Origin of the sequence: Psychrobacter sp. YP14 (assembly GCF_003209315.1) — a bacterium.
Classification (GTDB): Bacteria; Pseudomonadota; Gammaproteobacteria; order Pseudomonadales; family Moraxellaceae; genus Psychrobacter; species Psychrobacter raelei.
Window position 1 is genome coordinate 2671033 of record NZ_CP029789.1, and the last position, 22324, is coordinate 2693356.

17 protein-coding genes are annotated in these 22324 nt (G+C 44.5%); 9 read left to right on the forward strand and 8 right to left on the reverse strand.

Annotated features, from left to right (window positions below; translation table 11 throughout):
- Nucleotides 1-17: 17 nt before the first annotated feature.
- Nucleotides 18-3953 carry an autotransporter domain-containing protein gene (locus DLE54_RS12030; protein ID WP_162617746.1) on the forward strand — a complete coding sequence of 1312 codons (3936 nt, stop codon included), beginning with the start codon at nucleotides 18-20 and terminating at the stop codon, nucleotides 3951-3953.
- A 126-nt stretch (nucleotides 3954-4079) separates the two neighbouring features.
- Here DLE54_RS12030 and DLE54_RS11020 read toward each other — a convergent pair whose 3' ends face one another.
- On the reverse strand, nucleotides 4080-4970 hold the full coding sequence (locus DLE54_RS11020; protein WP_110817166.1) for a fructose bisphosphate aldolase: 891 nt from the start codon (nucleotides 4968-4970) through the stop codon (nucleotides 4080-4082).
- Between the two features lie 467 nt (nucleotides 4971-5437).
- On the opposite strand from DLE54_RS11020, the gene DLE54_RS11025 reads away from it, so the two are divergent.
- The 5 genes from DLE54_RS11025 (at nucleotide 5438) to DLE54_RS11045 (ending at nucleotide 10108) form a co-directional block, all read left to right on the forward strand.
- Nucleotides 5438-5956 (forward strand): META domain-containing protein, encoded by a 519-nt coding sequence (locus tag DLE54_RS11025; RefSeq protein ID WP_110817167.1) that lies wholly within the window; start codon nucleotides 5438-5440, stop codon nucleotides 5954-5956.
- Nucleotides 5957-6448: 492 nt separating this feature from the next.
- Nucleotides 6449-7468 carry a DUF1852 domain-containing protein gene (locus tag DLE54_RS11030; protein ID WP_011961488.1) on the forward strand — a complete coding sequence of 340 codons (1020 nt, stop codon included), beginning with the start codon at nucleotides 6449-6451 and terminating at the stop codon, nucleotides 7466-7468.
- Nucleotides 7469-7546: 78 nt separating this feature from the next.
- Nucleotides 7547-8575 carry a methionine synthase gene (locus DLE54_RS11035; protein ID WP_011961489.1) on the forward strand — a complete coding sequence of 343 codons (1029 nt, stop codon included), beginning with the start codon at nucleotides 7547-7549 and terminating at the stop codon, nucleotides 8573-8575.
- 68 nt (nucleotides 8576-8643) lie between these two features.
- Nucleotides 8644-9156, forward strand: coding sequence for a flavin reductase (locus DLE54_RS11040; RefSeq protein WP_011961490.1), 513 nt, complete (start codon nucleotides 8644-8646; stop codon nucleotides 9154-9156).
- 130 nt (nucleotides 9157-9286) lie between these two features.
- Complete coding sequence (locus DLE54_RS11045) at nucleotides 9287-10108, forward strand: sulfite exporter TauE/SafE family protein (protein WP_110817168.1); 822 nt, start codon at nucleotides 9287-9289, stop codon at nucleotides 10106-10108.
- A 177-nt stretch (nucleotides 10109-10285) separates the two neighbouring features.
- Here DLE54_RS11045 and glmS read toward each other — a convergent pair whose 3' ends face one another.
- From glmS to hisF, 7 genes are all read right to left on the reverse strand, one after another.
- On the reverse strand, nucleotides 10286-12133 hold the full coding sequence (gene glmS / locus DLE54_RS11050; protein ID WP_110817169.1) for a glutamine--fructose-6-phosphate transaminase (isomerizing): 1848 nt from the start codon (nucleotides 12131-12133) through the stop codon (nucleotides 10286-10288).
- Nucleotides 12134-12312: 179 nt separating this feature from the next.
- Nucleotides 12313-13680, reverse strand: a complete 1368-nt coding sequence (glmU, locus tag DLE54_RS11055) for a bifunctional UDP-N-acetylglucosamine diphosphorylase/glucosamine-1-phosphate N-acetyltransferase GlmU (protein ID WP_110817170.1) — start codon at nucleotides 13678-13680, stop codon at nucleotides 12313-12315.
- A 335-nt stretch (nucleotides 13681-14015) separates the two neighbouring features.
- Nucleotides 14016-14639 carry a phosphatidylglycerophosphatase A gene (locus tag DLE54_RS11060; protein ID WP_110817171.1) on the reverse strand — a complete coding sequence of 208 codons (624 nt, stop codon included), beginning with the start codon at nucleotides 14637-14639 and terminating at the stop codon, nucleotides 14016-14018.
- On the reverse strand, nucleotides 14626-15744 hold the full coding sequence (gene thiL, locus DLE54_RS11065; protein ID WP_110817172.1) for a thiamine-phosphate kinase: 1119 nt from the start codon (nucleotides 15742-15744) through the stop codon (nucleotides 14626-14628). The genes DLE54_RS11060 and thiL overlap by 14 nt, the downstream gene beginning before the upstream one ends.
- Before the next feature lie 203 nt (nucleotides 15745-15947).
- Nucleotides 15948-16706 carry a transcription antitermination factor NusB gene (nusB, locus tag DLE54_RS11070; protein WP_110817173.1) on the reverse strand — a complete coding sequence of 253 codons (759 nt, stop codon included), beginning with the start codon at nucleotides 16704-16706 and terminating at the stop codon, nucleotides 15948-15950.
- Between the two features lie 139 nt (nucleotides 16707-16845).
- Nucleotides 16846-17370, reverse strand: a complete 525-nt coding sequence (ribE, locus tag DLE54_RS11075) for a 6,7-dimethyl-8-ribityllumazine synthase (protein ID WP_011961497.1) — start codon at nucleotides 17368-17370, stop codon at nucleotides 16846-16848.
- Nucleotides 17371-17601: 231 nt separating this feature from the next.
- Nucleotides 17602-18372 (reverse strand): imidazole glycerol phosphate synthase subunit HisF, encoded by a 771-nt coding sequence (hisF, locus tag DLE54_RS11080; RefSeq protein ID WP_011961498.1) that lies wholly within the window; start codon nucleotides 18370-18372, stop codon nucleotides 17602-17604.
- 336 nt (nucleotides 18373-18708) lie between these two features.
- Here hisF and DLE54_RS11085 point away from each other — a divergent pair, with 336 nt between their 5' ends.
- From DLE54_RS11085 to DLE54_RS11095, 3 genes are all read left to right on the forward strand, one after another.
- On the forward strand, nucleotides 18709-20571 hold the full coding sequence (locus DLE54_RS11085) for a Na/Pi cotransporter family protein (RefSeq protein WP_110817174.1): 1863 nt from the start codon (nucleotides 18709-18711) through the stop codon (nucleotides 20569-20571).
- Between the two features lie 145 nt (nucleotides 20572-20716).
- On the forward strand, nucleotides 20717-21955 hold the full coding sequence (locus tag DLE54_RS11090) for a homoserine kinase (RefSeq protein WP_110817175.1): 1239 nt from the start codon (nucleotides 20717-20719) through the stop codon (nucleotides 21953-21955).
- Nucleotides 21956-22060: 105 nt separating this feature from the next.
- Nucleotides 22061-22300, forward strand: coding sequence for a DUF2007 domain-containing protein (locus DLE54_RS11095; protein ID WP_110817176.1), 240 nt, complete (start codon nucleotides 22061-22063; stop codon nucleotides 22298-22300).
- The last annotated feature ends 24 nt before the right edge of the window (nucleotides 22301-22324 follow it).

Sequence of the window (22324 nt, forward strand, 5' to 3'; positions counted from 1 at the left end):
ACTTTAGGTCTTATCGTATGAACCATGTATACCGAGTTGTCTTCAATCGCGCCTTAGGCGTTTATCAATGTGTATCAGAGATTGCCAAATCTCGTGGCAAGTCTTCAGGAAAATCAGCGACCTCTCGCTCTTCAAATCATCTCTCCACGACATTCAAACTGACCGCTTTATCAGTGGGTTTGGGGTTGAGTGGCATAGGTCAGGCCGAAGTATTAGATGACGGCGGTAGCTATACATGGAGCGGAAATGTTTATTATGGTATAGATGATACTATTACCAATAATACGACTTTTCAGGCAGATAATATTTATTTATCCAATAAGACACCTGCCTCTAAATTAAATATAACGAATAGCGGTAAGGTTAATGCCAAACTTACAATTCTTACTAATGACGCTGTTACGACAATAGACGCAGGTCAACTAAATAGTGATACACTTTCTATCGGCTATGAAGGTACGGGATCTATTAATGCTAATAATGGGGCTGTTATTAATGCAGCACAAGGAATTAATATAGGTGACGGTAATTCTAAAAAAGGTAATGGTGCTCTAAATATCTCGGGAGCAAACTCTAAAATCAACTCGTCTATATTTGGTGTTGGCGCTAACGGTAATGGCCAATTTAGCGCATCTGACTCTGCGAACGTTAATGTTGAAAGCATGGTGCTTGGAAGAAGTGATGCTTCTAATCAAGGTAAAGTAACCGTCTCCGATAAAGGAACTGATGTTACTATCAACAATGTTCTGATAGTTGGAGAATATGGCACTGGTATATTAGATATTAAAGATGGTGCGAAGTTAAATACAAAAGCAATCTCTGTAGGTAACTTTGCTGAATCGAAAGACAATACTATCGATGTTTCAGGTCAAGGTAGTGCCATTAATAATGACGGATTACTTCTTGTAGGTGATCTAGGTGAAGGTACACTTACTGTATCAGATGGTGCTACTGTCAATAGTAAAGCCGACATTGTTTTTGGTCGTGTTAAAGGCAGTCAAGGCAGTGGTGTCATAACTGGCGAAAACTCAACTATCAGCTCTAATGGTGATATCTTAGTTGGTGTGTCTGGCACAGGATCCTTAACTGCAAGCAATGCCTCTAAAATTATTACCAGTGAAGAGATTTATGTTGGTAGAGATGAAGGCAGTAATGGCACCTTGCTAGTACAAGGTGAGCGTTCAAGTATTGAGGCTGCGACACTAACAAGCGGTGGAAATGGAACAGGTAGTACAACCATTAGCAATAAAGCCACTGCTACTATAAATGGCGTGACAAGAATTTCAGGATACGGAAATTTCACAAGCGAGCAGGCTAAAGGCTCTCTGACCATAGATAATGCTACTTTTAACTCTCCATCTGTCGTTGTTGCATCTGGGGGCGAAGGTACGTTAAACATTATTAATAAAGGCATATTAAATACTCAAAATATATTTTCAAGTTTTGATACGAATGCCATTGTTAACATAGATAATGGTGAAATAAACGTATTAGCTCCTACTGACTCTGCCTTTCCTTCTACTCTTTTTAACAGTTTTGATGCAGCCGACACTATTAACATCGATCAAGGTGGCGCTACTATACGTAATGAGGCAAGAGTCGATATCATGCCACTTGCTGTAATAACAGGCAGTGGCAACTTCTCAAAAACTGGCGCTGGTAGTTTATTTATAACCAGTACATCTAAAAAATGGCAGGGCGCTACTAACATCGAGCAAGGTGTTTTGCATATTGATGGTAATTACATCATGCGAGACGGTGAGGTACTTGGTATCGGTTTAAACAGTTTAACTGACTATGGTCAACTTGAGGTTAATGGGACTGCCGATATCACCAAGGGCACACTAAATGTTAAAGCATCCGATGCGGTTAATGCCCTAACCGGCAGTAACGAATGGAAAAATGTTGTCACTGCGACCACTCGTACTGGTGAGTTCAACTCTGTTACAGACAATAACCTGTTGGTGGATTTTAAAGCAGATTATAGTGATGCCAATGCCGTTCATTTGCGTATGATCTCACAAGCCGAAGCAGACGCTAAAGCAGAAGCTGAACGTTTAGCCGCTGAGAAAGCTGCTGCCGAAAAAGCTGCTGCCGAAAAAGCTGCTGCTGATAAAGCCGCCGCTGATAAAGCTGCTGCCGAAAAAGCTGCTGCTGATAAAGCCGCTGCTGAAAAAGCCGCTGCCGAGAAAGCTGCTGCCGATAAAGCTGCTGCTGATAAAGCCGCCGCTGAGAAAGCTGCTGCCGATAAAGCCGCCGCTGAGAAAGCTGCTGCCGAAAAAGCTGCTGCTGATAAAGCCGCTGCTGATAAAGCCGCTGCTGATAAAGCTGCTGCTGATAAAGCTGCTGCTGATAAAGCTGCTGCTGATAAAGCTGCTGCTGATAAAGCTGCTGCTGATAAAGCCGCTGCCGATAAAGCTGCTGCCGATAAAGCTGCTGCCGACAAAGCCGCTGCTGATAAAGCCGCTGCTGAAAAAGCTGCTGCCGAAAAAGCTGCTGCCGAAAAAGCTGCTGCCGAAAAAGCTGCTGCTGAGAAAGCCGCTGCCGACAAAGCTGCTGCCGACAAAGCTGCTGCTGATAAAGCTGCTGCTGATAAAGCCGCTGCCGATAAAGCTGCTGCCGATAAAGCTGCTGCCGATAAAGCTGCCGCTGATAAAGCTGCCGCTGATAAAGCTGCCGCTGATAAAGCCGCTGCCGATAAAGCTGCTGCCGATAAAGCTGCTGCCGATAAAGCTGCTGCCGATAAAGCTGCCGCTGATAAAGCCGCCGCTGAAAAAGCTGCTGCTGATAAAGCCGCTGCCGAGAAATTGAAAGCTGAACAAGAAAAAGCCAACAATCAGAAATCTAAAGCGTTTACTCAAGCTGTGAATAGTATTAATAACCCATCTGCTCTTGGCTTAGCAACTGTTCTAGACCAAGTTATTGATGACCAATTAGATACCACGACATCAGCGAACCCACTGGCGAAGCAGCTTATCTCAGACATGGATGGTTTAGACCAAGCACAAGTCGCTGCTGCTGCTGCTCAGCTACAACCGCTATTTATGGGTGGTGCAAACCGCTTAGTAACAGATACCAACTATGCTGTTGGTCGTGCTATCGAAGAGCACAGCCAAACCACCCCTGAGCGTAACTTATGGGCTAAAGCCATCGGTAGTGATATGACTCATGACGCCGATGGTTACGTCACAGGTTATAACTCAGAAAACTATGGTGCTATCGTTGGTCTAGATGTACCTGTTAATCCTAATTTAAACTTAGGTGTGGCTGTCTCATACATTGATAGTGATGCAGATACCGATGGTCACGCATTAACCCATGAGATTGATGCCAAAAACTGGCAAATCTTAGGTTATGGTAACTATGCGGTAAGTGATGCCACTTCGGTTAACTTCCATGCAGGTGCGGGTCAATCGCAGATTAAAGGTGAGCGTCATATTGCTGGATTGAGCCCAGCGATTGCTAAATCAGACTATGATGTCGACACGCTACAAGCAGGCTTTGGTGTGGCGCATAGAATTGGTTCAACAGAGCGTAACCTATCTCCATTTGCGAGTATGAATTATGCCCGTGCTAAGAGTGACAGCTACCGCGAGACGGGCGCTGGTGTATATAACTTAGCCGTTGATTCAAACACTTATGACTCATTACGTTGGACAGCAGGTGTTCGCTTTAATCAAGCCCTAACACCAACAGTTGCTCTAACCGGTCAGCTTGCTGGTGCGGTTGAAAATGGTGACCAATACTCTGATATTACCGCAAGCTTTGCTGAAGTAAACTCAGGCAAGTTCACAACGCGCGGACAAGAAAGCAAAGATGCCATTGGCATAGCAGGTATTGGCTTAGCGTTTAACCCAACTGCAAATACTACCATCTCTGCTAACTACCGCGGCGAATGGCGTAGTAACTATGATGATCATGGTGCAGCTATCGTGTTCGAAACTAAGTTTTAATGAGCACAACCTAATCGTTTAACAAAAAAAGCTTGAATCCTTAGGATTCAAGCTTTTTTGCTTTTATAGACTTAAAACAGCAGTACTAAGATTAACACCTTAACACTGTGTTTCTAAGACAAATGACTATACTTTAGAGGCGTTATAGATTTTATCGATAGACGCATCGATGGTGGCTGCGAATTCTTCGTCTGTTTGAGACTTTGATAGGCCTTCAGTGAAAGCACGTGAGAAGCTGGCAATCATACCTGGATTTTGAGCTAAGCGATCACAAGACTCATCACGGCTATAGCCACCTGATAGCGCCACTACTTTAAGCACTTTTGGATGATCAATAAGCTCTTGGTAGAAGCCTTTTTCTTCAGGCAAAGTCAGTTTTAACATCACTTGATGATCATCATCTAAGCTATCTAGGTTACGTAAAATCTCTTCTTTTAATAACACTTCGCTTTCAAGCTTGTCTTTGCTTTCAATGTTTACTTCTGGCTCGACGATGGGCATAAAGCCTTCAGATAAAATTTGCTTAGCCACATCAAACTGCTGCTGAACCACAGTCTCGATACCATGCTGGCTAGCTTGATGAATCACAGAGCGCATCTTTGTGCCAAAAATAGGATAATTTTTCGCTTTTCCTAGTAGTGCTGCTAAGTTTGGAATCGGCTTCATCACTTGTACGCCATCGATCTCTTCAGCCAGACCTTTATCTACCTTTAAGAAAGGCACAATGTTTTTGTCTTCCCATAGATAATTGGCTGTTGGCTTACCATTGACTTCGCGATCCATAGTGTCTTCAAATAAGATGGCACCTAATACACGGCCACTATCAAAAGTCTCACATGTCATGATGCGAGTGCGCATTTCGTGTACTTTAGCAAACATCTCTTCATCATTTGAGTATTCGCTCTCTTCCACACCGTACATACGTAATGCTTTTGGGGTGCTACCGCCACTTTGGTCTAAAGCTGCGATAAAACCGATGTCATTTTTGATGCGTTGTAACTGTTGCTGATAGCTCATAGTGCTTCCTATTTCTATTAAAGAGTCATGAAAAAAGGGGAATAAAACCAGTGACTTAATTTTTGTTATAAAGGTAACATAGGACGACAATAAAATCCTTAACCTTAATGTTTAATGGACTGATTGCTTAGTATCTAAGAAAAATCTAGGCCCAAATCCTATACCAAACTCTATACCAAATCCTATGACAGTCACTATCAAAATAATCTTTGCGCCTATTATACGCTACTGCGACTGAAAAATAAGTGGCTGACAAAAAAATCCGCGTCCCAGCTCACAGACGACATAAAAATGGGGCTTATTAGGGGTATAAACGTGAGTATGGTATTTGAATGGTTAACGCAGCTTGTGTAGATTTGGTGGCTCTGTGATAATGGCAGGCTTAAGCTGCGCGCTCATAGCCACAATTAAACAACCATAGCTTTGCGCAGATTTACTCTATTTTATTTTTATTTGAAGGATATTCCATGAAAGCTTTGACCACTTTAATGATGACTGCCACCCTTACTATAGGGGCTCTTGCTACAGGTTGTCAAACCACCACCCATGTAACACCTGCGACCTCACATGCGCACCCACAAATTACCACCCATCCTTTGACCAATGCTGCACTACAAGCCAATGATTGGCAGTTAATCGATGCCATGGACAACAATGGTAACAAGGTTACTGACCTATTTATCGATCCTGCCAAGCCACTAACACTAAGCTTCAATAAAATTGACAATCATGACATGGTGTCATTTATCAATACTTGTAATAACATCTCATCGGCTTATACCATCAGTGATAATAAGCTAAAGCTTGGCAATATTATGAGCACCATGATGGCCTGTCCAGATGCTGAAGCTAAGTTCGATGCCGCTACAGTGGCCACAGCCATGGGTAATTACACGCTAAGTGAAGATACCAACAAACATCCCATGCTGGTTATCAGCAGCGAAAAGCAAGTAGCGCATTTTAAAGCAGTTCCTAAGAGCAAATAATCAGTCTGTAACACGTATTGATGACTGACTGATAACGTATTAATAAAAAGAGCACCTGTCTTATGTCAGGTGTTTTTTTTGGCGGCAAGTTTTGAATAACGTCAAGCTGGCATGCTGATTGTTTTTAACAATATCATGACCAAAATTCATGTTGATTAAAAAATATACTATTTAGTACATGAGCATAGAACGCTCTTTAATGACTCAGCTTCATGCTCAATATGGCTTGTTTATCAGATATCACACCAACAAAAAACCACTTCAAAACTCTTTGAAGCCTTATATTACAAGCCTAACAGCTAAAATATTATTGCAATATCCAACCCACCCTAGGCGTTATGATTAGATAGCTTAAATTATTAAAACTCAATAAGATGAATTTAATTCATGTTTTATTTAAATAGTATCGTTTTTATTCATCTCATAATTTGAGTATCATTCATCTCATACACAAATTTGGTTTTATCTTGAACAACTAGGGTAGCAAATATTATGAGCAATAAATTTACTTATTCGATTTCAAAAATCCGTTTTGATGAACACTATAAGCCGGCTGATAGCACCCGTCTGACCACCAACTTTGCAAACTTAGCACGTGGTGAGAGCCGTCAAGAAAACCTACGCAAGACGCTGACCATGATTAATAATCGCTTTAATGCACTGGCAAATTGGGACAATCCAAATGCTGACCGCTATTCTGTTGAAGTTGATATTGTTTCTGCAAACTTAGATGTCGAGGGTAATGGTAATACCTTCCCAGCCATTGAAATCCTGCAAACCACCATTGTTGATCACAAACAGAACAGACGCATCGAGGGTATTGTTGGCAACAGCTTCTCATCGTATGTGCGCGACTATGACTTTAGCGTGGTACTGCTAGATCATTTTGATAAAAATCCAAACACGCCGCCACCTGCAAGCTTCGGTGTCCTACATGGCAAACTGTTTCAGCATTTATTAAACTCAGACGCTTATAAAGCCAATTTTAATAAGCAGCCTGTCATTTGCTTGAGTGTATCGACCAGCAAAACTTATCATCGCACTACCAACCAGCATCCGGTATTGGGGGTGGAATACAAGCAAGATGAGTATTCACTGACTGATGACTACTTCCACAAAATGGGCTTAAGAGTTCGTTACTTTCAACCTAAGGGTAGCGTGGCTCCATTGGCCTTTTATTTCTCAGGTGATTTACTCGCCGATTACACGGACCTTGAATTAATCAGTGCCATTAGTACCATGGAAACCTTCCAAAAGATTTATCGCCCTGAGATTTACAATGCCAACTCAGCGGCAGGTGATGTGTATCAGCCGAGCCTAAACTATCAAGACTATTCACTGACTCAAGTGGTATATGACCGCGAAGAGCGCAGCCAACTGGCAGTAAAACAAGGCAAGTTCACTGAACAGCAGTTCATCAAGCCTTATCAAGACACGCTTAATAAGTGGGCAGCAAGCTATGAAGTGCGCTACCCTGCTGAAGCGGTCAAGCCTCAAAAACACGCGGCTTAATGGTTTATACAAAAAACCTTGTACCGCCTTTTAAACTAAGTTTTTTTAAGCCTTATTAAAATAGAGAAGATAACCACCATGGCACTATTATTACCGACTTCGACCGCTGGTAGCTTACCCAAACCCTCTTGGTTGGCTGAGCCTGAAAAGCTTTGGTCACCTTGGAAACTAGAAGGCGATGAGCTGATTGAAGCCAAGCAAGATGCGCTGCGCTTGACCTTACAAGAACAGCGACATGCCGGCATCGATATCGTTAGTGATGGCGAGCAGACCCGCCAGCATTTTGTGACTACCTTTATTGAGCATTTAGATGGTGTCGACTTTAAACAGCGTGAAACCGTCAAAATACGCAACCGTTATGAGGCCAGTGTGCCCTCGGTAGTGGGCGCAGTAAGTCGTCAAAAGCCAGTCTTTGTCGAAGACGCTAAGTTCTTACGTCAACAAACTGATCAGCCAATCAAGTGGGCTTTGCCTGGCCCGATGACCATGATTGACACCTTATATGATGGTCATTATAAAAGCCGTGAAAAACTGGCTTGGGAGTTTGCTAAAATTCTAAACCAAGAAGCCCGTGAGCTCGAGGCAGCTGGTGTAGATATCATCCAGTTTGATGAACCCGCCTTTAACGTATTTTTTGATGAGGTCAATGACTGGGGTATTGCCACCTTAGAGCGTGCCATTGAAGGTCTAAAGTGTGAAACTGCCGTGCATATTTGCTACGGCTATGGTATCAAAGCCAATAATGACTGGAAAAAGACCTTAGGCTCAGAGTGGCGCCAATATGAAGAGGCGTTCCCTAAGCTGCAACAGTCAAACATTGACATTGTGTCGCTAGAATGTCAAAACTCACGGGTGCCCATGGATCTAATTGAACTGATTCGCGGCAAAAAAGTCATGGTTGGTGCCATTGATGTGGCCACCAATACTATTGAGACCCCAGAGGAGGTGGCGGATACCTTACGTAAAGCGCTGCAATTTGTGGATGCAGACAAGCTTTATCCTTCGACCAACTGTGGTATGACGCCGCTGTCTCGCCAAGTCGCCCAAGGTAAGCTAAAAGCATTGAGTGCTGGCGCTAAAATTGTTCGTGATGAGCTAAGCTCTTAAGCTGTAGTCATCTCAAAAAAAGCGGCTCATCTGTAGCCGCCCTCGTTTTTTGATTTAGGATTGAAGTAATGATTGAAGCTACTGACTTTAGAGATGCCATGTCTTTGTTGAGCACCGCCGTCAATGTGGTGACCACCACTGGCGACTCTGGCATGCATGGGTTCACAGCCTCTGCGGTGTGTAGCGTTACTGATATGCCCCCAACTTTATTGGTTTGTATGAATCAAGCCTCACGCTCACACAGCCATTTTGTTAACAATAAAATTTTGAGTGTCAATGTATTGGGCGCGCAGCATGAATCCCTCTCTAATGCCTTTGCCTCAAGACTCACTCAGGCTGAGCGCTTTGAGCAAGGCCAATGGACTGAGCTTGCCACCGGAGCACCGGTATTACAAGATGCCTTAGTCAGCTTCGATTGTGAGATTGAGCAAATCCAGCAGGTAGGTACACACAGCGTATTTATGTGCCGTGTGGTAGATATTCAGCTGCCTAAAGCCGAAGATACTGCTGAGCAAAGTTTGGTTTACTTTAATCGCTCGTACCACCGGCTAGGCCAATTGGGTCAACTGGCACTATCCTAACCGAGACAGTTATTAATGCCGGTGGCTATTTTGCTTAAAAGGCCTTATAAATAACACAGCTTTTAAATGAAATGGCTGTCTCAATAAAGTAGCCCTCTAATCCAACTTTTAACTGAGAAGAAATTACCCTGTGGAATTAATCATCTTTTTAATCATTGGCGCTCTGGCAGGATTTGCAGCAGGGCTATTTGGCGTGGGCGGTGGTACCATCATCGTACCGCTGTTGTTTATTGTGTTTACTCAAATGGGCTATGACCCAGATACCATCATGCATCTAGCATTAGGTACCTCACTGGCGACCATTATTGTCACCTCGATAAGCTCACTTATGGCGCACAATAAAAAGGGCTCAGTGATGTGGCCAGTGTTCAAAAACCTAGCGCCTGGCATGGCATTAGGCTGCTTCTTTGGTGCAGGATTGGCCGGCCAGATATCGGGACTACACCTACAGATTATTGTTGGTATCTTCTTGCTGTGGGTAGCCTATAGGATGTTCTTCGGTGGCAAAAAGGCAGCGGCCAGCACGACTGATGCCAATACTGCGCAGGCCATACTGCCGTCAAAACCTAAACAGCTAGCAGCAGGAGGGGTGATTGGTATTGCTTCTGCCATCTTCGGTATTGGTGGGGGCAGCTTAACTGTGCCTTATTTGACCCGTTATGGCGTGGTTATGCAAAAAGCGGTCGGTACTTCTGCAGCTTGCGGCTTACCTATTGCCATCGCCGGCGCATTGGGCTTTATGTTATTTGGCATGCAGCAAAAAATAGATGTCCCTAATACCATTGGTTTCGTACACATTTATGCTTTTTTGGGCATCAGTGTCATGAGCTTTTTTACCGCCAAACTGGGCGCAAAAGTGGCGCACATTTTATCACCTGCCATGCTAAAAAAATGCTTTGCCATATTGCTTACGGTTGTGGGCTGTTATTTTCTCTACAAAGGACTACGTTAAGTTTTCGCCTCATTTGTAACTTAATAAGCTTGGCTCAAGCCTGCCATCAAAAAGCCCCTGCTAGATATCTAGCAGGGGCTTTTTCGTGCTTGTCCGTGAATGTGCTAAAGTCATATCGGCGTCAGCAGTATGATACTTTATTACTCGCTGACAGCTAACCTGTGTTATGACTGCCGATTATTCCACTGTCACTGACTTGGCCAAATTGCGAGGCTGATCCACATCCGTCCCACGCATCACAGCCACATGATACGATAAAAACTGTACTGGGATACTGTATACGATGGGCGCTAAATGCTCATTAACATCGGGCACATTAATCACATGTAAACGCTCATCGCTCACCAAATCACTTGACTCACTGGCAAAAACATACAGCTCGCCATGACGCGCATGAACCTCTTGCATGTTGGCTTTGAGCTTATCTAACATGCTGTCTTTTGGTGCCAACACCACAATCGGCATGTCTTTATCGACTAGCGCCAATGGACCATGCTTAAGCTCGCCTGCCGCATAACCTTCGGCATGAATATAAGAGATTTCTTTTAGTTTAAGCGCGCCTTCTAAAGCAATAGGATATTGCACGCCGCGACCTAAGAATAAGGTACTCTTTTTGTCCTCAAACTTCTGGCTCATGTCCTCAATGGCTTTATCTAATGCCAAGCTCTTATCAAGCTGACCTTTTAGATTGTGCATTTCGGTGACGATGGTTTTTAACTCATCGGCATTGATACGCTGCTGCACTTTACCCACTTTTAATACCAGTAGCATTAAGGCGGCAAGCTGAGTGGTAAAGGCCTTGGTCGAGGCCACACCAATCTCTACTCCAGCCAGTGTCGGAACAAAAATATCAGTTTCACGCACCAAGGATGAAGTGGCTACGTTACACACACTCAAGCTGACCAGTCCGTTGAACTCTCCTGCTTGAGCTCTACGCTGGGTCTCACGAAGGGCAGATAAGGTATCGGCTGTCTCACCTGATTGGGACAAACAAATCACCAAGGTATTATCTACCACTACCGGTTCGCGGTAGCGGTACTCACTGGCCACTTCTACCGAACAAGGTAGACGAGTTAAGCTCTCAAACCAGTATTTTGCTACCATACCTGCATGGTAGCTGGTACCACACGCCAGTACTTGAATTTGGCTTACTTTGGCCAAGGCTTCTTCATGACGCTGTAAAAACTCAGGTTTTAGATCATCAGCATCAATACCCATCTCTAAAGTAAGGGCCACTGCATCAGGCTGCTCGTAGATTTCTTTGAGCATATAGTGTTTAAATTCGCCTTTGTCGGCATTGTGATGCTTGGCATCTAATTCGGTAACTGCACGCTCAACCGCTACGCCATTGGCAAACACTTCAATGCTATTGCGCTTGATAACTGCAATATCACCCTCTTCTAGATACATAAAGCGGTTGGTCACCGGCAATAGTGCCAATTGGTCAGAGGCGATAAAGTTCTCACCAATACCCACACCGATAACCAGTGGTGAGCCTAAGCGAACGGTAATCAGCTCATCTGGATTATCCACGTGTAGCACACCCAGCGCAAAAGCACCATGTAAACGGGGGACAACTTGCTCTACCGCTTTAAATAGGTCATTGGTTTGTTGATAGGCATCTGCCACCAGATGCGCCACCACTTCTGTATCGGTCTGCGAGGTAAAGATATAGCCTTTATCTAACATCTCTTGTTTTAAAGGGCCATAGTTTTCAACGATACCATTATGCACCACGGCGACTTTACCCGATACATGCGGATGTGCATTCTGCTGCGCTGGCTCGCCATGGGTTGCCCAGCGGGTATGAGCAATACCGATATTGCCTTTGAAGTTATCGGTATTACTGGCCACAGCATCTACTAAAGATTGTACTTTACCCACCTGACGCTCACGGTACAGCTGACCATCACGAATCACGGTCAGACCCGCTGAATCATAACCTCGATATTCTAGGCGCTTAAGACCCTCTAGCAGAACATTAGAAATATTACGCTCAGCAATTGCTCCGACTATTCCACACATAACCCATCCTTAATCTTGCAAAATTCATCTTTAATATTAATAGTTGTTATTAATAGCTTGGTTCGCTCGTGCTGCAGGACTGTAGAGACGCACTACAGCCTGAACACTCAGCGCTTTTTTTGATTACTTTAATTTTAAATCTTGGTAAATAACTGACGTTGTTAACTGTTACAGCCCGATCACTTCTTCTTTTCAGGACGCTGATAGTTATCTTTTTGAACTTGACGACCTCGGCCGATGGCTAAAGCATTATCTTCGACGTTTTTAGTAATGACAGAGCCTGCACCAATAGTGGCAGTTTGACCAATAGTTACTGGTGCCACTAAACTGGTATTGGTACCAATAAAGGCATTATCACCGACGATGGTCTGATGCTTATTGACCCCATCATAGTTACAGGTTATAGCGCCTGCACCGAAGTTGACGCCAGCACCAATTTGGGCATCCCCCACATAGCTTAAGTGATTAACCTTGCTGCCCTCGCCAATACGTGATTTTTTTATTTCAACAAAGTTACCTAGACGGGTATTTTTTTCCAAAACTGTTTGTGGACGCAAATGGGCAAAGGGTCCAATGGTTGCGCCCTGCGCGACTTGTGCATCATCAAATACGCAGTAAGGCTTGATGTGGACATTGTCACCAATCTGACTGTCTTTAATCATACAGCCGGCTTCAATAGTCACATTATTACCCAAGCTGACTTTACCTTTGAACACCACGTTAATGTCAACAAACACATCTTGGCCGACGCTGACTTCACCGCGGATATCAACACGATTGGGATCAGCAAATTGCACGCCTTGGACTTGTAAATCCTCTACCAGTTTGGCTTGCCATTTGCGCTCAAGCTGTGCCAATTGCTGACGGTTATTAACCCCTTCAATTTCAAATTCATAATCAGGCTCAATGGCCGCAATGGCTATACCATCAGCCACCGCCATCTTAACGATATCCGTTAAATAATATTCTTGCTGAGCGTTGTCATTGCTCAAGTTGGGCAGATATTGATGCAATAAGGCATTATCTACACAGTAGATGCCACTGTTGATTTCACGGATGGCTTGCTCTTGCTCACTGGCATCTTTTTGCTCAACAATGGCAGTGATATTACCTTGCTCATCTCGCTTGATACGACCTAAGCCAAAAGGGTTATCAACCGTTAGAGTCAACATAGACATGCCTTGTACATTGGCCTGTTTTAATCGGCTCAAGGTCTCAGCACTTACCAAAGGCACATCGCCATATAAAATTAAGCTTTTGCCAGTACTTGGTAACTCATCTAAAGCTACCTTGACTGCATGGCCGGTACCCAACTGCTCAGTTTGCTCAACCCAAGTGAGGCTATAATCAGTCATCGCCTGCTGCACTTGATCACCACCAAAGCCGTACACCACAATGGTTTTGTCCACGCTGATGCTCTGACATGTATCGAGTACATGGGCTAATAAGGGTTTATCAGCCAGTGTTTGTAACACCTTAGGTTTGGCAGATTGCATGCGGGTGCCTTTACCGGCTGCTAAAATAATGGTGGTGAGCGTGTTATTCATATATTTCCAACTATTACCTAAAAGAGATATAAACGGGTAGACAAAAAACCATTATGACCCAGCTACAACATGTACCACTGGTACATGCACTCATAAATCCAACGATATTGAGTCGATATCGATATAAGTAGGCCAATACAAGGAGGCTTAGCGCATTAAAAGTTTAAAATTATGTTACTAAATATATCAAATCCAGCAAGACCAGTTCAGTTGCACAATTGTTGCCAATATTGGTGATAACACTCATCGCAAAGCCTTACTTGATATGGCACTAGCCTCACTATTTTTGTGATGAGCTTATCAGTTTGTATGACCTCTTATGACAATGGCTAGAGTTACAATGGATAGAACATCTCTACACTGGCCACTATCATAAGCCAAGCGACCAGTGCCATTATCCCCGCCAAAATATCATCCATCATGATGCCCAGCCCGCCGCTAAGCTTACTATCAGCCCACTTCACGGGATTAGGTTTGGCAATATCAAAAAAACGAAACAATATAAAAGCCAGCACAATGGCTGCACCATACAAACTAAGATTTAAGTGCTGCGGCAAATAAGTGATAATAAATGACAAAGGCAATAGGCTAATCCACATCCCAGCCCATTCATCCCAAACAATGTGTGGGTCATCATGCACTTGCATTAAATCTGAAGTACGCCCGCATATCCATACCCCGACGATGCTTGCCATCACAGTGACCATAAAAAAAGTAATAAAGCCCAACTGCAACAAGGGCAGAGCAACTATCAGCCCACCGACCGTACCCCAAGTGCCTGGTGCTCGCTTTGGTAGGCCACTACCCAGACCAATGCCCAACCAATACACCCCTTTATCTAATGCCGTTGCCCCCTTTGGTAATGGCGGGCAGACATTGGCCTTGCGGATATCAGGTTTATGATTGTGATTCATATCAGGCTCAGTTCGATTGGGTGGATTGGCATTACTGGGTGTCATCGGTGTGCTCTGCTATTAGCTGTGATGCATGGCTAAAATGCTGATACCCTTTTAAATCAGGATACTCAGTAAAGGGATAAGGTGCCTGCTTGCTTAGCCGCTGACCTTGATATCTTAATTCAATTAACGATAGCTTGTCGTTATTTGGGTTGAGATTCTCTGCCTTACTGTCGACAGATTTATCTATAGCCACTACCTCTCCAATACAGGTAATCTGGGTAAATGCTGTGGACATCAGCGTCTCTGACAGGCTAACAGAGGCCGGCAACGTAAATAACAGTTCGTAATCATCTCCACCAGTTAATTGACAGCGCAAACGCTGAGTAAGCTCAATGTTTTGTAAGGCGCTGCTGGTCGGCAATTTATCTAAATGTAACTGCACTGCCACATCGCTTTGTTCACAGATGTGGCTTAAGTCTTGAACTAAGCCATCAGAGACATCTATCATGGCGGTGACGTCACCTTCAGCCGCTAAAGTATTGCCCAAGCTGATACGCGGGGTAGGCATATTTAAGCGGTGCGACAGCTGCTTACCGACTTGAGTATCTGGATGATAAAGCGCATAGCAAGCATCGCCTAGCGTTCCTGAGACATACACCTTATCACCCACTTGGGCGCCGCTACGATAGATAGGGGTTAACGCTTTATCAATAAACCCATTGGCTGTGACACTAATGACCAGTTTTTCGCTGCGTGTGGTGTCGCCGCCGATAAGCTGCACCCCAAATTGGCTGCAAGCATGAAACAATCCTTTGGCAAAATCGCTTAGCCAAGCCTCCTTTGCCAGTTGTTGTGGTAGGGCCAGCGCCAATAAAATACTGTGCGGTTTAGCGCCCATGGCGGCGATATCTGAGACGTTCACTGCTACTGATTTATAACCAATGGCAAAGGCCAATGTCTCAACCTGATCCCAATCCTCAGCAAAATGCCGACCCTGCACTAAGGTATCCACACAGGTGACCCACTGAGTCGGCGAGGACAAGGCAACCACGGCTGCATCATCGCCCACACCTTTGGCAATCGTGGTACATGCTACCGATTGGCTCAAAGCCTGCTCACTGCTTGCCGCCGTAAAATAGCGTGAAATCAGCTCAAATTCAGTCATTGGTCTTCATCCTAAAGGGTGACTTGCGTAACTGCACATTAAATAAATATAAGGCTTTAAACAAAAGGCCATCTATTGACGCAATAGATAGCCTAAAAAGCAGTCATAAGGGGCGATAACTTATAGCAGTGGTCATCAATATGGTCATTGATAATCAGCTAAGGTGTTGTTCATCTATAAGCTGATTCACCCACAACCTTTGCCTATTTTTTTGGTTTTAATCCAATTCTCGGCTTAGGCTGACGTGATACTTCACTTATCTCATTGCTTGATTGCTCAGCGCTTGACCCCTCTACTGTCTCGTCACTTGCTGATTCAGTGGCCACCATCGGTGCTTCATCTGCACTTTGACTTTGCTGCTGTTGAGAGTGCTGCTGTTTTTTGTGTTTATAGCCTGTACCCGTGTCAGCCTCTACTTCCACGGTACGTAATTGAGCCGCCAACTTATCCATCACAGCATTAATCAGTTTGTGGGCATCTGTGGCACCAAAGTGAGTGTTGAGCTTCATGGCTTCATCAAGCACCACTTTATAAGGGATATGCAGGCTATTTTTTAGCTCATAAGCACCGATAAGTAGCACCGCATGCTCTACCATATCAATCTTATCGATGGCCCGATCTAAATGCTGAGCAATAAGTGCCTCAAGATCAGTAATCTGCTCAGGGATTTCGCGCATTAAGGTATGATAGTAACCCAAATGTACGGTATGCATGGCATTGGTGGCACGTGTACGGGCGGCGATGTCATGAGGTGGGTTCGCTTTCCACTCCCCCTGCCCCATCTGCTCGAAGCGATGATCCGTCATTAACCACTCATACAATCCTTGTAGTGCAAAGCGACGTGCCTTACGCACAGCTGCGTGGCTAGTTTTATAACTAGATTCATTGATATCAAACTGGTCATTTGATTGATGCTCATTTAGACGGTTGTCTTCAGTTTGTGCCGGATTTTTGTTGCTCATGTATATAAATACCTATCATCAAAGGTGCAGCTTTGACATTACTATGGAGTATGAACTCAGAATAATTGGTGGAAAAGCCCACTGCAGTCTCAGGCTACAGTGGGTGTACCGCTATAAAAATAAGCTGATACCATAAAAACTAGTCTTGGTCTTGATCTTCATAGTCAACATCAAGCTGAGACAATACGGCGATCATCTCAAGAGCAACCATGGCCGCTTCAGCGCCTTTGTTGCCCGCTTTGGTGCCTGAACGTTCAATGGCTTGCTCGATGGTGTCTGTCGTTAAGATACCGTTAATCACTGGAATATTGTAATCCATAGACACGCTGGCCAAACCACTTGCAGAGCTGTTAGCCACCACATCAAAGTGCGGGGTACTACCACGGATAACCGCACCTAATGCCACAACGGCATCAAAGCGGTCTGATTCTGCGGCACGCTGCGCAGTCAAGGGTAATTCAAAAGCACCAGGAACACGAATCACACTGATGTTGTTGCCTGAGACGCCGTGACGTAATAATGCATCAATGGCGCCATCTACTAATGACTCAACAACAAAAGCGTTAAAACGACCCACAACAATACCAATGCGCGCGTCTTTGTTTTGGTATAAATTGCCTTCAATATGAGTAATGGCCTCACGTTCTTTTTGTAAATCTTGCATAACGGCATCCTAATGTGAATGATGAAGAAAAATTACAGCTATGATAACATTTTTTAAAGGCGGTTTTAGCGCTGATTGGTGGTTAAAAGTAAAGTCTTTGCCAAAAATTTTAGGCCAGTGACCACTTGCCTGCGCTTAATGGCCACTTTTGCAGCGGCTTAGGCGTTGAGCGCCTTTTTATTTACCAGTTATTTACCAGTTATCTACCAATTATCCGCTTATCTAAGCCGGCTATAAGCGCATCTCTATGCCTTGCTTAGCCATAAACTGCTTGGCCTCAGCAATGCTGTATTCACCAAAGTGAAAAATACTGGCCGCCAGTACCGCATCCGCACCACCCTCAAGCACACCATCTGCCAAATGCTGCAAGTTACCGACACCACCTGACGCAATCACGGGTACATTAACTGCGCTGGTAATGGCCTTCATTAACGCCAAATCATACCCCTTTTTCGTGCCATCGCCATCCATAGAGGTTACCAGAAGCTCGCCGGCGCCAAGCTCTGCCATTTTGACCGCCCAAGCTACCGCATCAAGACCGGTCGGCTTACGGCCGCCATGGGTAAAAATCTCCCATCTTGGCTGACCCTCGACATCCTCAACTTGTTTGGCATCAATGGCAACCACAATACATTGGCTACCGAATTTGGCGGCCGCTTCTGCCACAAACTCGGGGGTGAATACTGCCGCTGAGTTAATCGCTACTTTATCGGCACCAGCATTAAGCAGGTTGCGAATGTCTTCTATCTTGCGCACCCCTCCGCCGACTGTCAGAGGCACAAATACTGTCTCTGCTATGCGCTCTACCATATCATAAGTGGTCTCACGACCATGATGGGTCGCAGTAATATCCAAGAAGGTAATCTCATCTGCGCCTTGCTCGTTGTAACGGCGCGCCACTTCCACCGGATCGCCAGCATCTTTGATATCCACAAATTGCACGCCTTTAACCACACGGCCATTGTCTACGTCCAAACAGGGGATAATTCGTTTTGCTAACATTGCCTACATCCTATCGTTAATGGGTTGGTTGGGGTGGCGGCTGGGCTAAGCTTTAAGCATAAAGCTGGCTTAATAAGCCGCTTAAACTGCGCCTTCGCTTAGCATTTTAGCAAAAATTGACCGTAATATTTGCGCTATTATTCTATTATTGGTCACGCCCACAATTTAACAAACATTTGACTGATAACTGCCCGTCCGCATTGATTCAATGACCCACAGCGCTCTTATTGTCACGCTGGGTTGGCTATAATCTTCAGCTCAGCTTATGATAGTATCAATTGTGCTTATTATAGCCGGATCTATCGCCCTGTCTTGCCGTGACTTATTGGCTGTCTTATGAAAAATCGCTATCTCAACAGTATGGTGCCCCCTGTGATATTAAGGCACCTTAAAAAAGCAAAGTTCTTGGGATTGGTGCTGCTGCTTATCGCCTTGGTGTACTCTTTTGTCATGAGCTCAGCTTGGCTGGTATTGTGCTATGGTCTGGCGCTATTTTTGTTTGGTATGCAGTGTATAGAAGGCGCATTGCAAAGCGCGGCTGGCGGTAGGCTTGAGCAGATTATGGCCAAAAGCACTGAGACTCCGATTAAGTCTTTTTTGTTCGGCATTGGGGCCACTTTTTTATTGCAGTCCACCACCTTAGTCTCTTTACTAACCATCGCTTTTTTGAGCACAGGCATGATTAGTCTTGCCGGCGGACTGGCGGTGATACTGGGCACCAATTTTGGGGCAACCAGTGGTATATGGCTTTTGGCTTGGGCGGGACAAAGCTTAAGCTTAAGTCCGGCTGCACTGCCCATGCTGGTAGTGGGTGTTTTGCTCGGCTTTATAGATAAGCGGCTCAAGGTGTTCGGTCAGGCATTGATTGGTATTGCGTTAATTTTTTTAGGGATCGATTCCATTAAAGACGGCTTTGGCGCCTTTGGTCAAATTGAGTTGTCTGATATTAAGGCCAGTGGTATCTCTCAAGTGCTGCTATTCACCCTGCTGGGGTTTTTGCTCACTTGTGTACTGCAGTCCTCTCACGCCACTTTAATCTTGGTATTGGCCGCTTTGGCTGCTGGCCAATTAACCCTCACCCAAAGCTTTGCCATTGCGCTAGGGTCTAACTTAGGCAGTAGCTTTACCACCGCCTTGGTGGGCATGCTCAGCAGCGATAGAAATGGTCAGCGCTTGGCACTGGCGCACCTGATATATAACTGGGTGACCGCATTATTAGCCCTGATACTATGGCTGCCTCTTACCTTTGCTGTGGGGGCGATTGCCACTGTCATTGGGATGCACTCACCGTTGTTGCAACTGGCCTTGTTCCACACCTTATTTAACGTATTGGGCGTTTCAGTATTTTGGGGTATTCAGCAGCCGTTTATCGAAAAGCTGCACCTATTTTTACCCGATAAATCACCAAAAAAACAACTGCCCGATGGGGCAGAAGCTGTACACCCTCTACATTTACACCGCAATATGCTCAAGTCCACAGACACTGCCATTCATGCCGTCCATCAAGAGATTGAGCACTTAACCACCTTAGGGCTTGAGGTGGTTTGTCATGCCATTTATGTGCCCAACGCGCAGCTATATACGCCTTCTTCTGAGCTGCCTAACCCTGCTCGGCCGCTGCAGCTTGATGTGCAAAGCTTATACGAGTGGCAGATTAAGCCACTGTATAGTGAAATATTGAATTTCACCAGTAAAATAGATATCCATGCTAATAAGGTACAAAAGAAGCTTACCGATGCTCATATCAATGCCTTCCACGTGGTAGAAATGGTTAAGCAAAGCAAGCACTTACAAAAAAATATGCAGCAATTTTTAAATACTCCTGGCACCTCCATTTATCAAGATTACATGGCGCTGCGCCAGCATCTTTTTGATATGCTCATAAGCTTTAATCGGGTACGCAGCCTACAAAAACAAAGCCTTGATAGGCAGCAGGCCACCGAGATTTTTGTGCAGCACACAGAAGCGTCCATGTCACCACACCACCATGTGCTCGACAAGCTTAGAGAGCATAAGATTGATAAACTGCAAGCCTCCTCGCTCATTAACGACATGAACTATGTGCGCCGTATTAATAGTGGATTGTCTGAGATTTTAATCAATAGCCAAGATTTAAGCCTTAACAGCGTGAGTACAACTGGGTCTGCCACTAAAGTGATAGACACCCCCATTGGTGTAGACAAGTCAGATAACGCTTAGTTATAGCGGTGCAGACAGATGCCTCTTGCCTGCTTTTGCGTATAATGAGAGTATAGGCTATAAATTAGCGATTATCTTTGAGCCTTTGTGCTGTATCTTTTAACTGGCTTTTACCCATTAACCCCTCATCGATTAAGAGAGCCTCATGTCTGTTTATACTCATCTTTCAGAAGACCAATTTGCTGCTTTTTGCCAAGCTTTCGGCGTATCTTTTGCTAAAGCCATTCCCATTACCCAAGGCATTAAAAACTCAAACTGGTTCATTCAGACCACAGAGAATGCAGACGGTGAATACTCTTATGTCTTTACCTTATTTGAGGAGCGTCCACCAGCTGATATCACCAAAATGGCCACCATTTTAAACCGCTTAAAAGGCACTTTACCTGTCGCAGCACCTTTGGCTAAAAAAGCTCGAAAAGCTGATGGCTCAGCCGACTATCTGATTCAATACGAAAATAAAGCCATTACCTTAGTGCCTTGCCTATCAGGTGGTCATCCGGACAAGACCACACCCAGCATGTGTTACAGCATGGGACAAGCACTAGCGACCTTACACAACACGCTACAAAGTCTCACACCAGCCGAAGATTACGGGGTACCGTTATACCCTTGGCATCAGGTGCGTGATCGTGAAATCAAATTTATGCCCGCTGATGAAGCACGGCTTATGCAAGACATCTGGCAAAGCTATGAATCGCTGCCTTTAGAGTCTTTGCCCAAAGGTTTGTGCCACTTAGATATGTTCGCTGATAACACCTTATGGAACCTAACCTCTGGCAAAGAAGAGCTGACCGGATTACTTGACTTTACTGAAGTGAGTGTTGAGCATTATGTGATGGATATTGCCATTACGATCAACGACTTCTGTACGACTTGGGGCGTGGCCGGTGATGGCGAATCGGTGAATTTTGACACTCAAAAAATGCAGGCTTTTATTGAAGGCTATCAAAGTGCTCGTCCTCTGAGCACCGCTGAGCAGCAAGCGCTGCCCATCATGTTGGCCATGGCAGCCGTTACCTTCTGGCTACTGCGCTTAAATGTCATATATTACAACCGTGAACAAGGTCGAACCGGCGATAATATCATGGTCAAAAACCCAGACCTGATGAAACGCTTGGCCGCTTATCACTGGGGACAAGTCGAAAAACTTGGTAATGACCAACAAACGGTGTATGTGTTAGAGCATGCCCGCTGTAAGGATGATAATCCTGACAATGATGTGGAACACTATAAACTTATCGGGGTGTTTGCCACTCAAGAACAGGCAGAAGCCGCCATTGAGCAATTAAAAAGTAAACCAGGCTTTAAAGACTATCCAAATGGTTTTCATATAGATGCTTATCCACTGGGTCAAATTAACTGGTCATCGGGGTTTGGTGACTAGATTGGTTGTAGATAAATATTAAGTGTTTCACGTGGAACAACGCTATCTCTATAGTGATAATGACCAATTAGAAAGATCAATAAATAACGATAAAAGGGATTCAAAATGACTCAACACGTAGATGACTGGCATAAACTGGCGACTTATGACACCAATATACAAGCTGAACTGCATTCTAATTTGCTCAAAAACAACGGCATCAATGTCTCACTACAAGCACTGAGCGCCATCCCTGGTATGAACTCAGGTGCGGTATTATGGGTGCGTCATGATGATCTAAATGAAGCCAAACGTATTTTGTATAATATTGATTCTGCTGATTCAAGCGATCACAGCAGTCGTTAATTAAGCAGTCATTAATTAAAGAAT

Coding starts and splice junctions, on each gene's coding strand:
- DLE54_RS12030 (WP_162617746.1), top strand. CDS start 18: ATGAACCATGTATACCGAGTTGTCTTCAATCGCGCCTTAGGCGTTTAT.
- DLE54_RS11020 (WP_110817166.1), bottom strand. CDS start 4,970: ATGAGCTATCAGCAACAGTTACAACGCATCAAAAATGACATCGGTTTT.
- DLE54_RS11025 (WP_110817167.1), top strand. CDS start 5,438: ATGAAAGCTTTGACCACTTTAATGATGACTGCCACCCTTACTATAGGG.
- DLE54_RS11030 (WP_011961488.1), top strand. CDS start 6,449: ATGAGCAATAAATTTACTTATTCGATTTCAAAAATCCGTTTTGATGAA.
- DLE54_RS11035 (WP_011961489.1), top strand. CDS start 7,547: ATGGCACTATTATTACCGACTTCGACCGCTGGTAGCTTACCCAAACCC.
- DLE54_RS11040 (WP_011961490.1), top strand. CDS start 8,644: ATGATTGAAGCTACTGACTTTAGAGATGCCATGTCTTTGTTGAGCACC.
- glmS (WP_110817169.1), bottom strand. CDS start 12,133: ATGTGTGGAATAGTCGGAGCAATTGCTGAGCGTAATATTTCTAATGTT.
- glmU (WP_110817170.1), bottom strand. CDS start 13,680: ATGAATAACACGCTCACCACCATTATTTTAGCAGCCGGTAAAGGCACC.
- DLE54_RS11060 (WP_110817171.1), bottom strand. CDS start 14,639: ATGACACCCAGTAATGCCAATCCACCCAATCGAACTGAGCCTGATATG.
- thiL (WP_110817172.1), bottom strand. CDS start 15,744: ATGACTGAATTTGAGCTGATTTCACGCTATTTTACGGCGGCAAGCAGT.
- nusB (WP_110817173.1), bottom strand. CDS start 16,706: ATGAGCAACAAAAATCCGGCACAAACTGAAGACAACCGTCTAAATGAG.
- ribE (WP_011961497.1), bottom strand. CDS start 17,370: ATGCAAGATTTACAAAAAGAACGTGAGGCCATTACTCATATTGAAGGC.
- hisF (WP_011961498.1), bottom strand. CDS start 18,372: ATGTTAGCAAAACGAATTATCCCCTGTTTGGACGTAGACAATGGCCGT.
- DLE54_RS11085 (WP_110817174.1), top strand. CDS start 18,709: ATGAAAAATCGCTATCTCAACAGTATGGTGCCCCCTGTGATATTAAGG.
- DLE54_RS11090 (WP_110817175.1), top strand. CDS start 20,717: ATGTCTGTTTATACTCATCTTTCAGAAGACCAATTTGCTGCTTTTTGC.
- DLE54_RS11095 (WP_110817176.1), top strand. CDS start 22,061: ATGACTCAACACGTAGATGACTGGCATAAACTGGCGACTTATGACACC.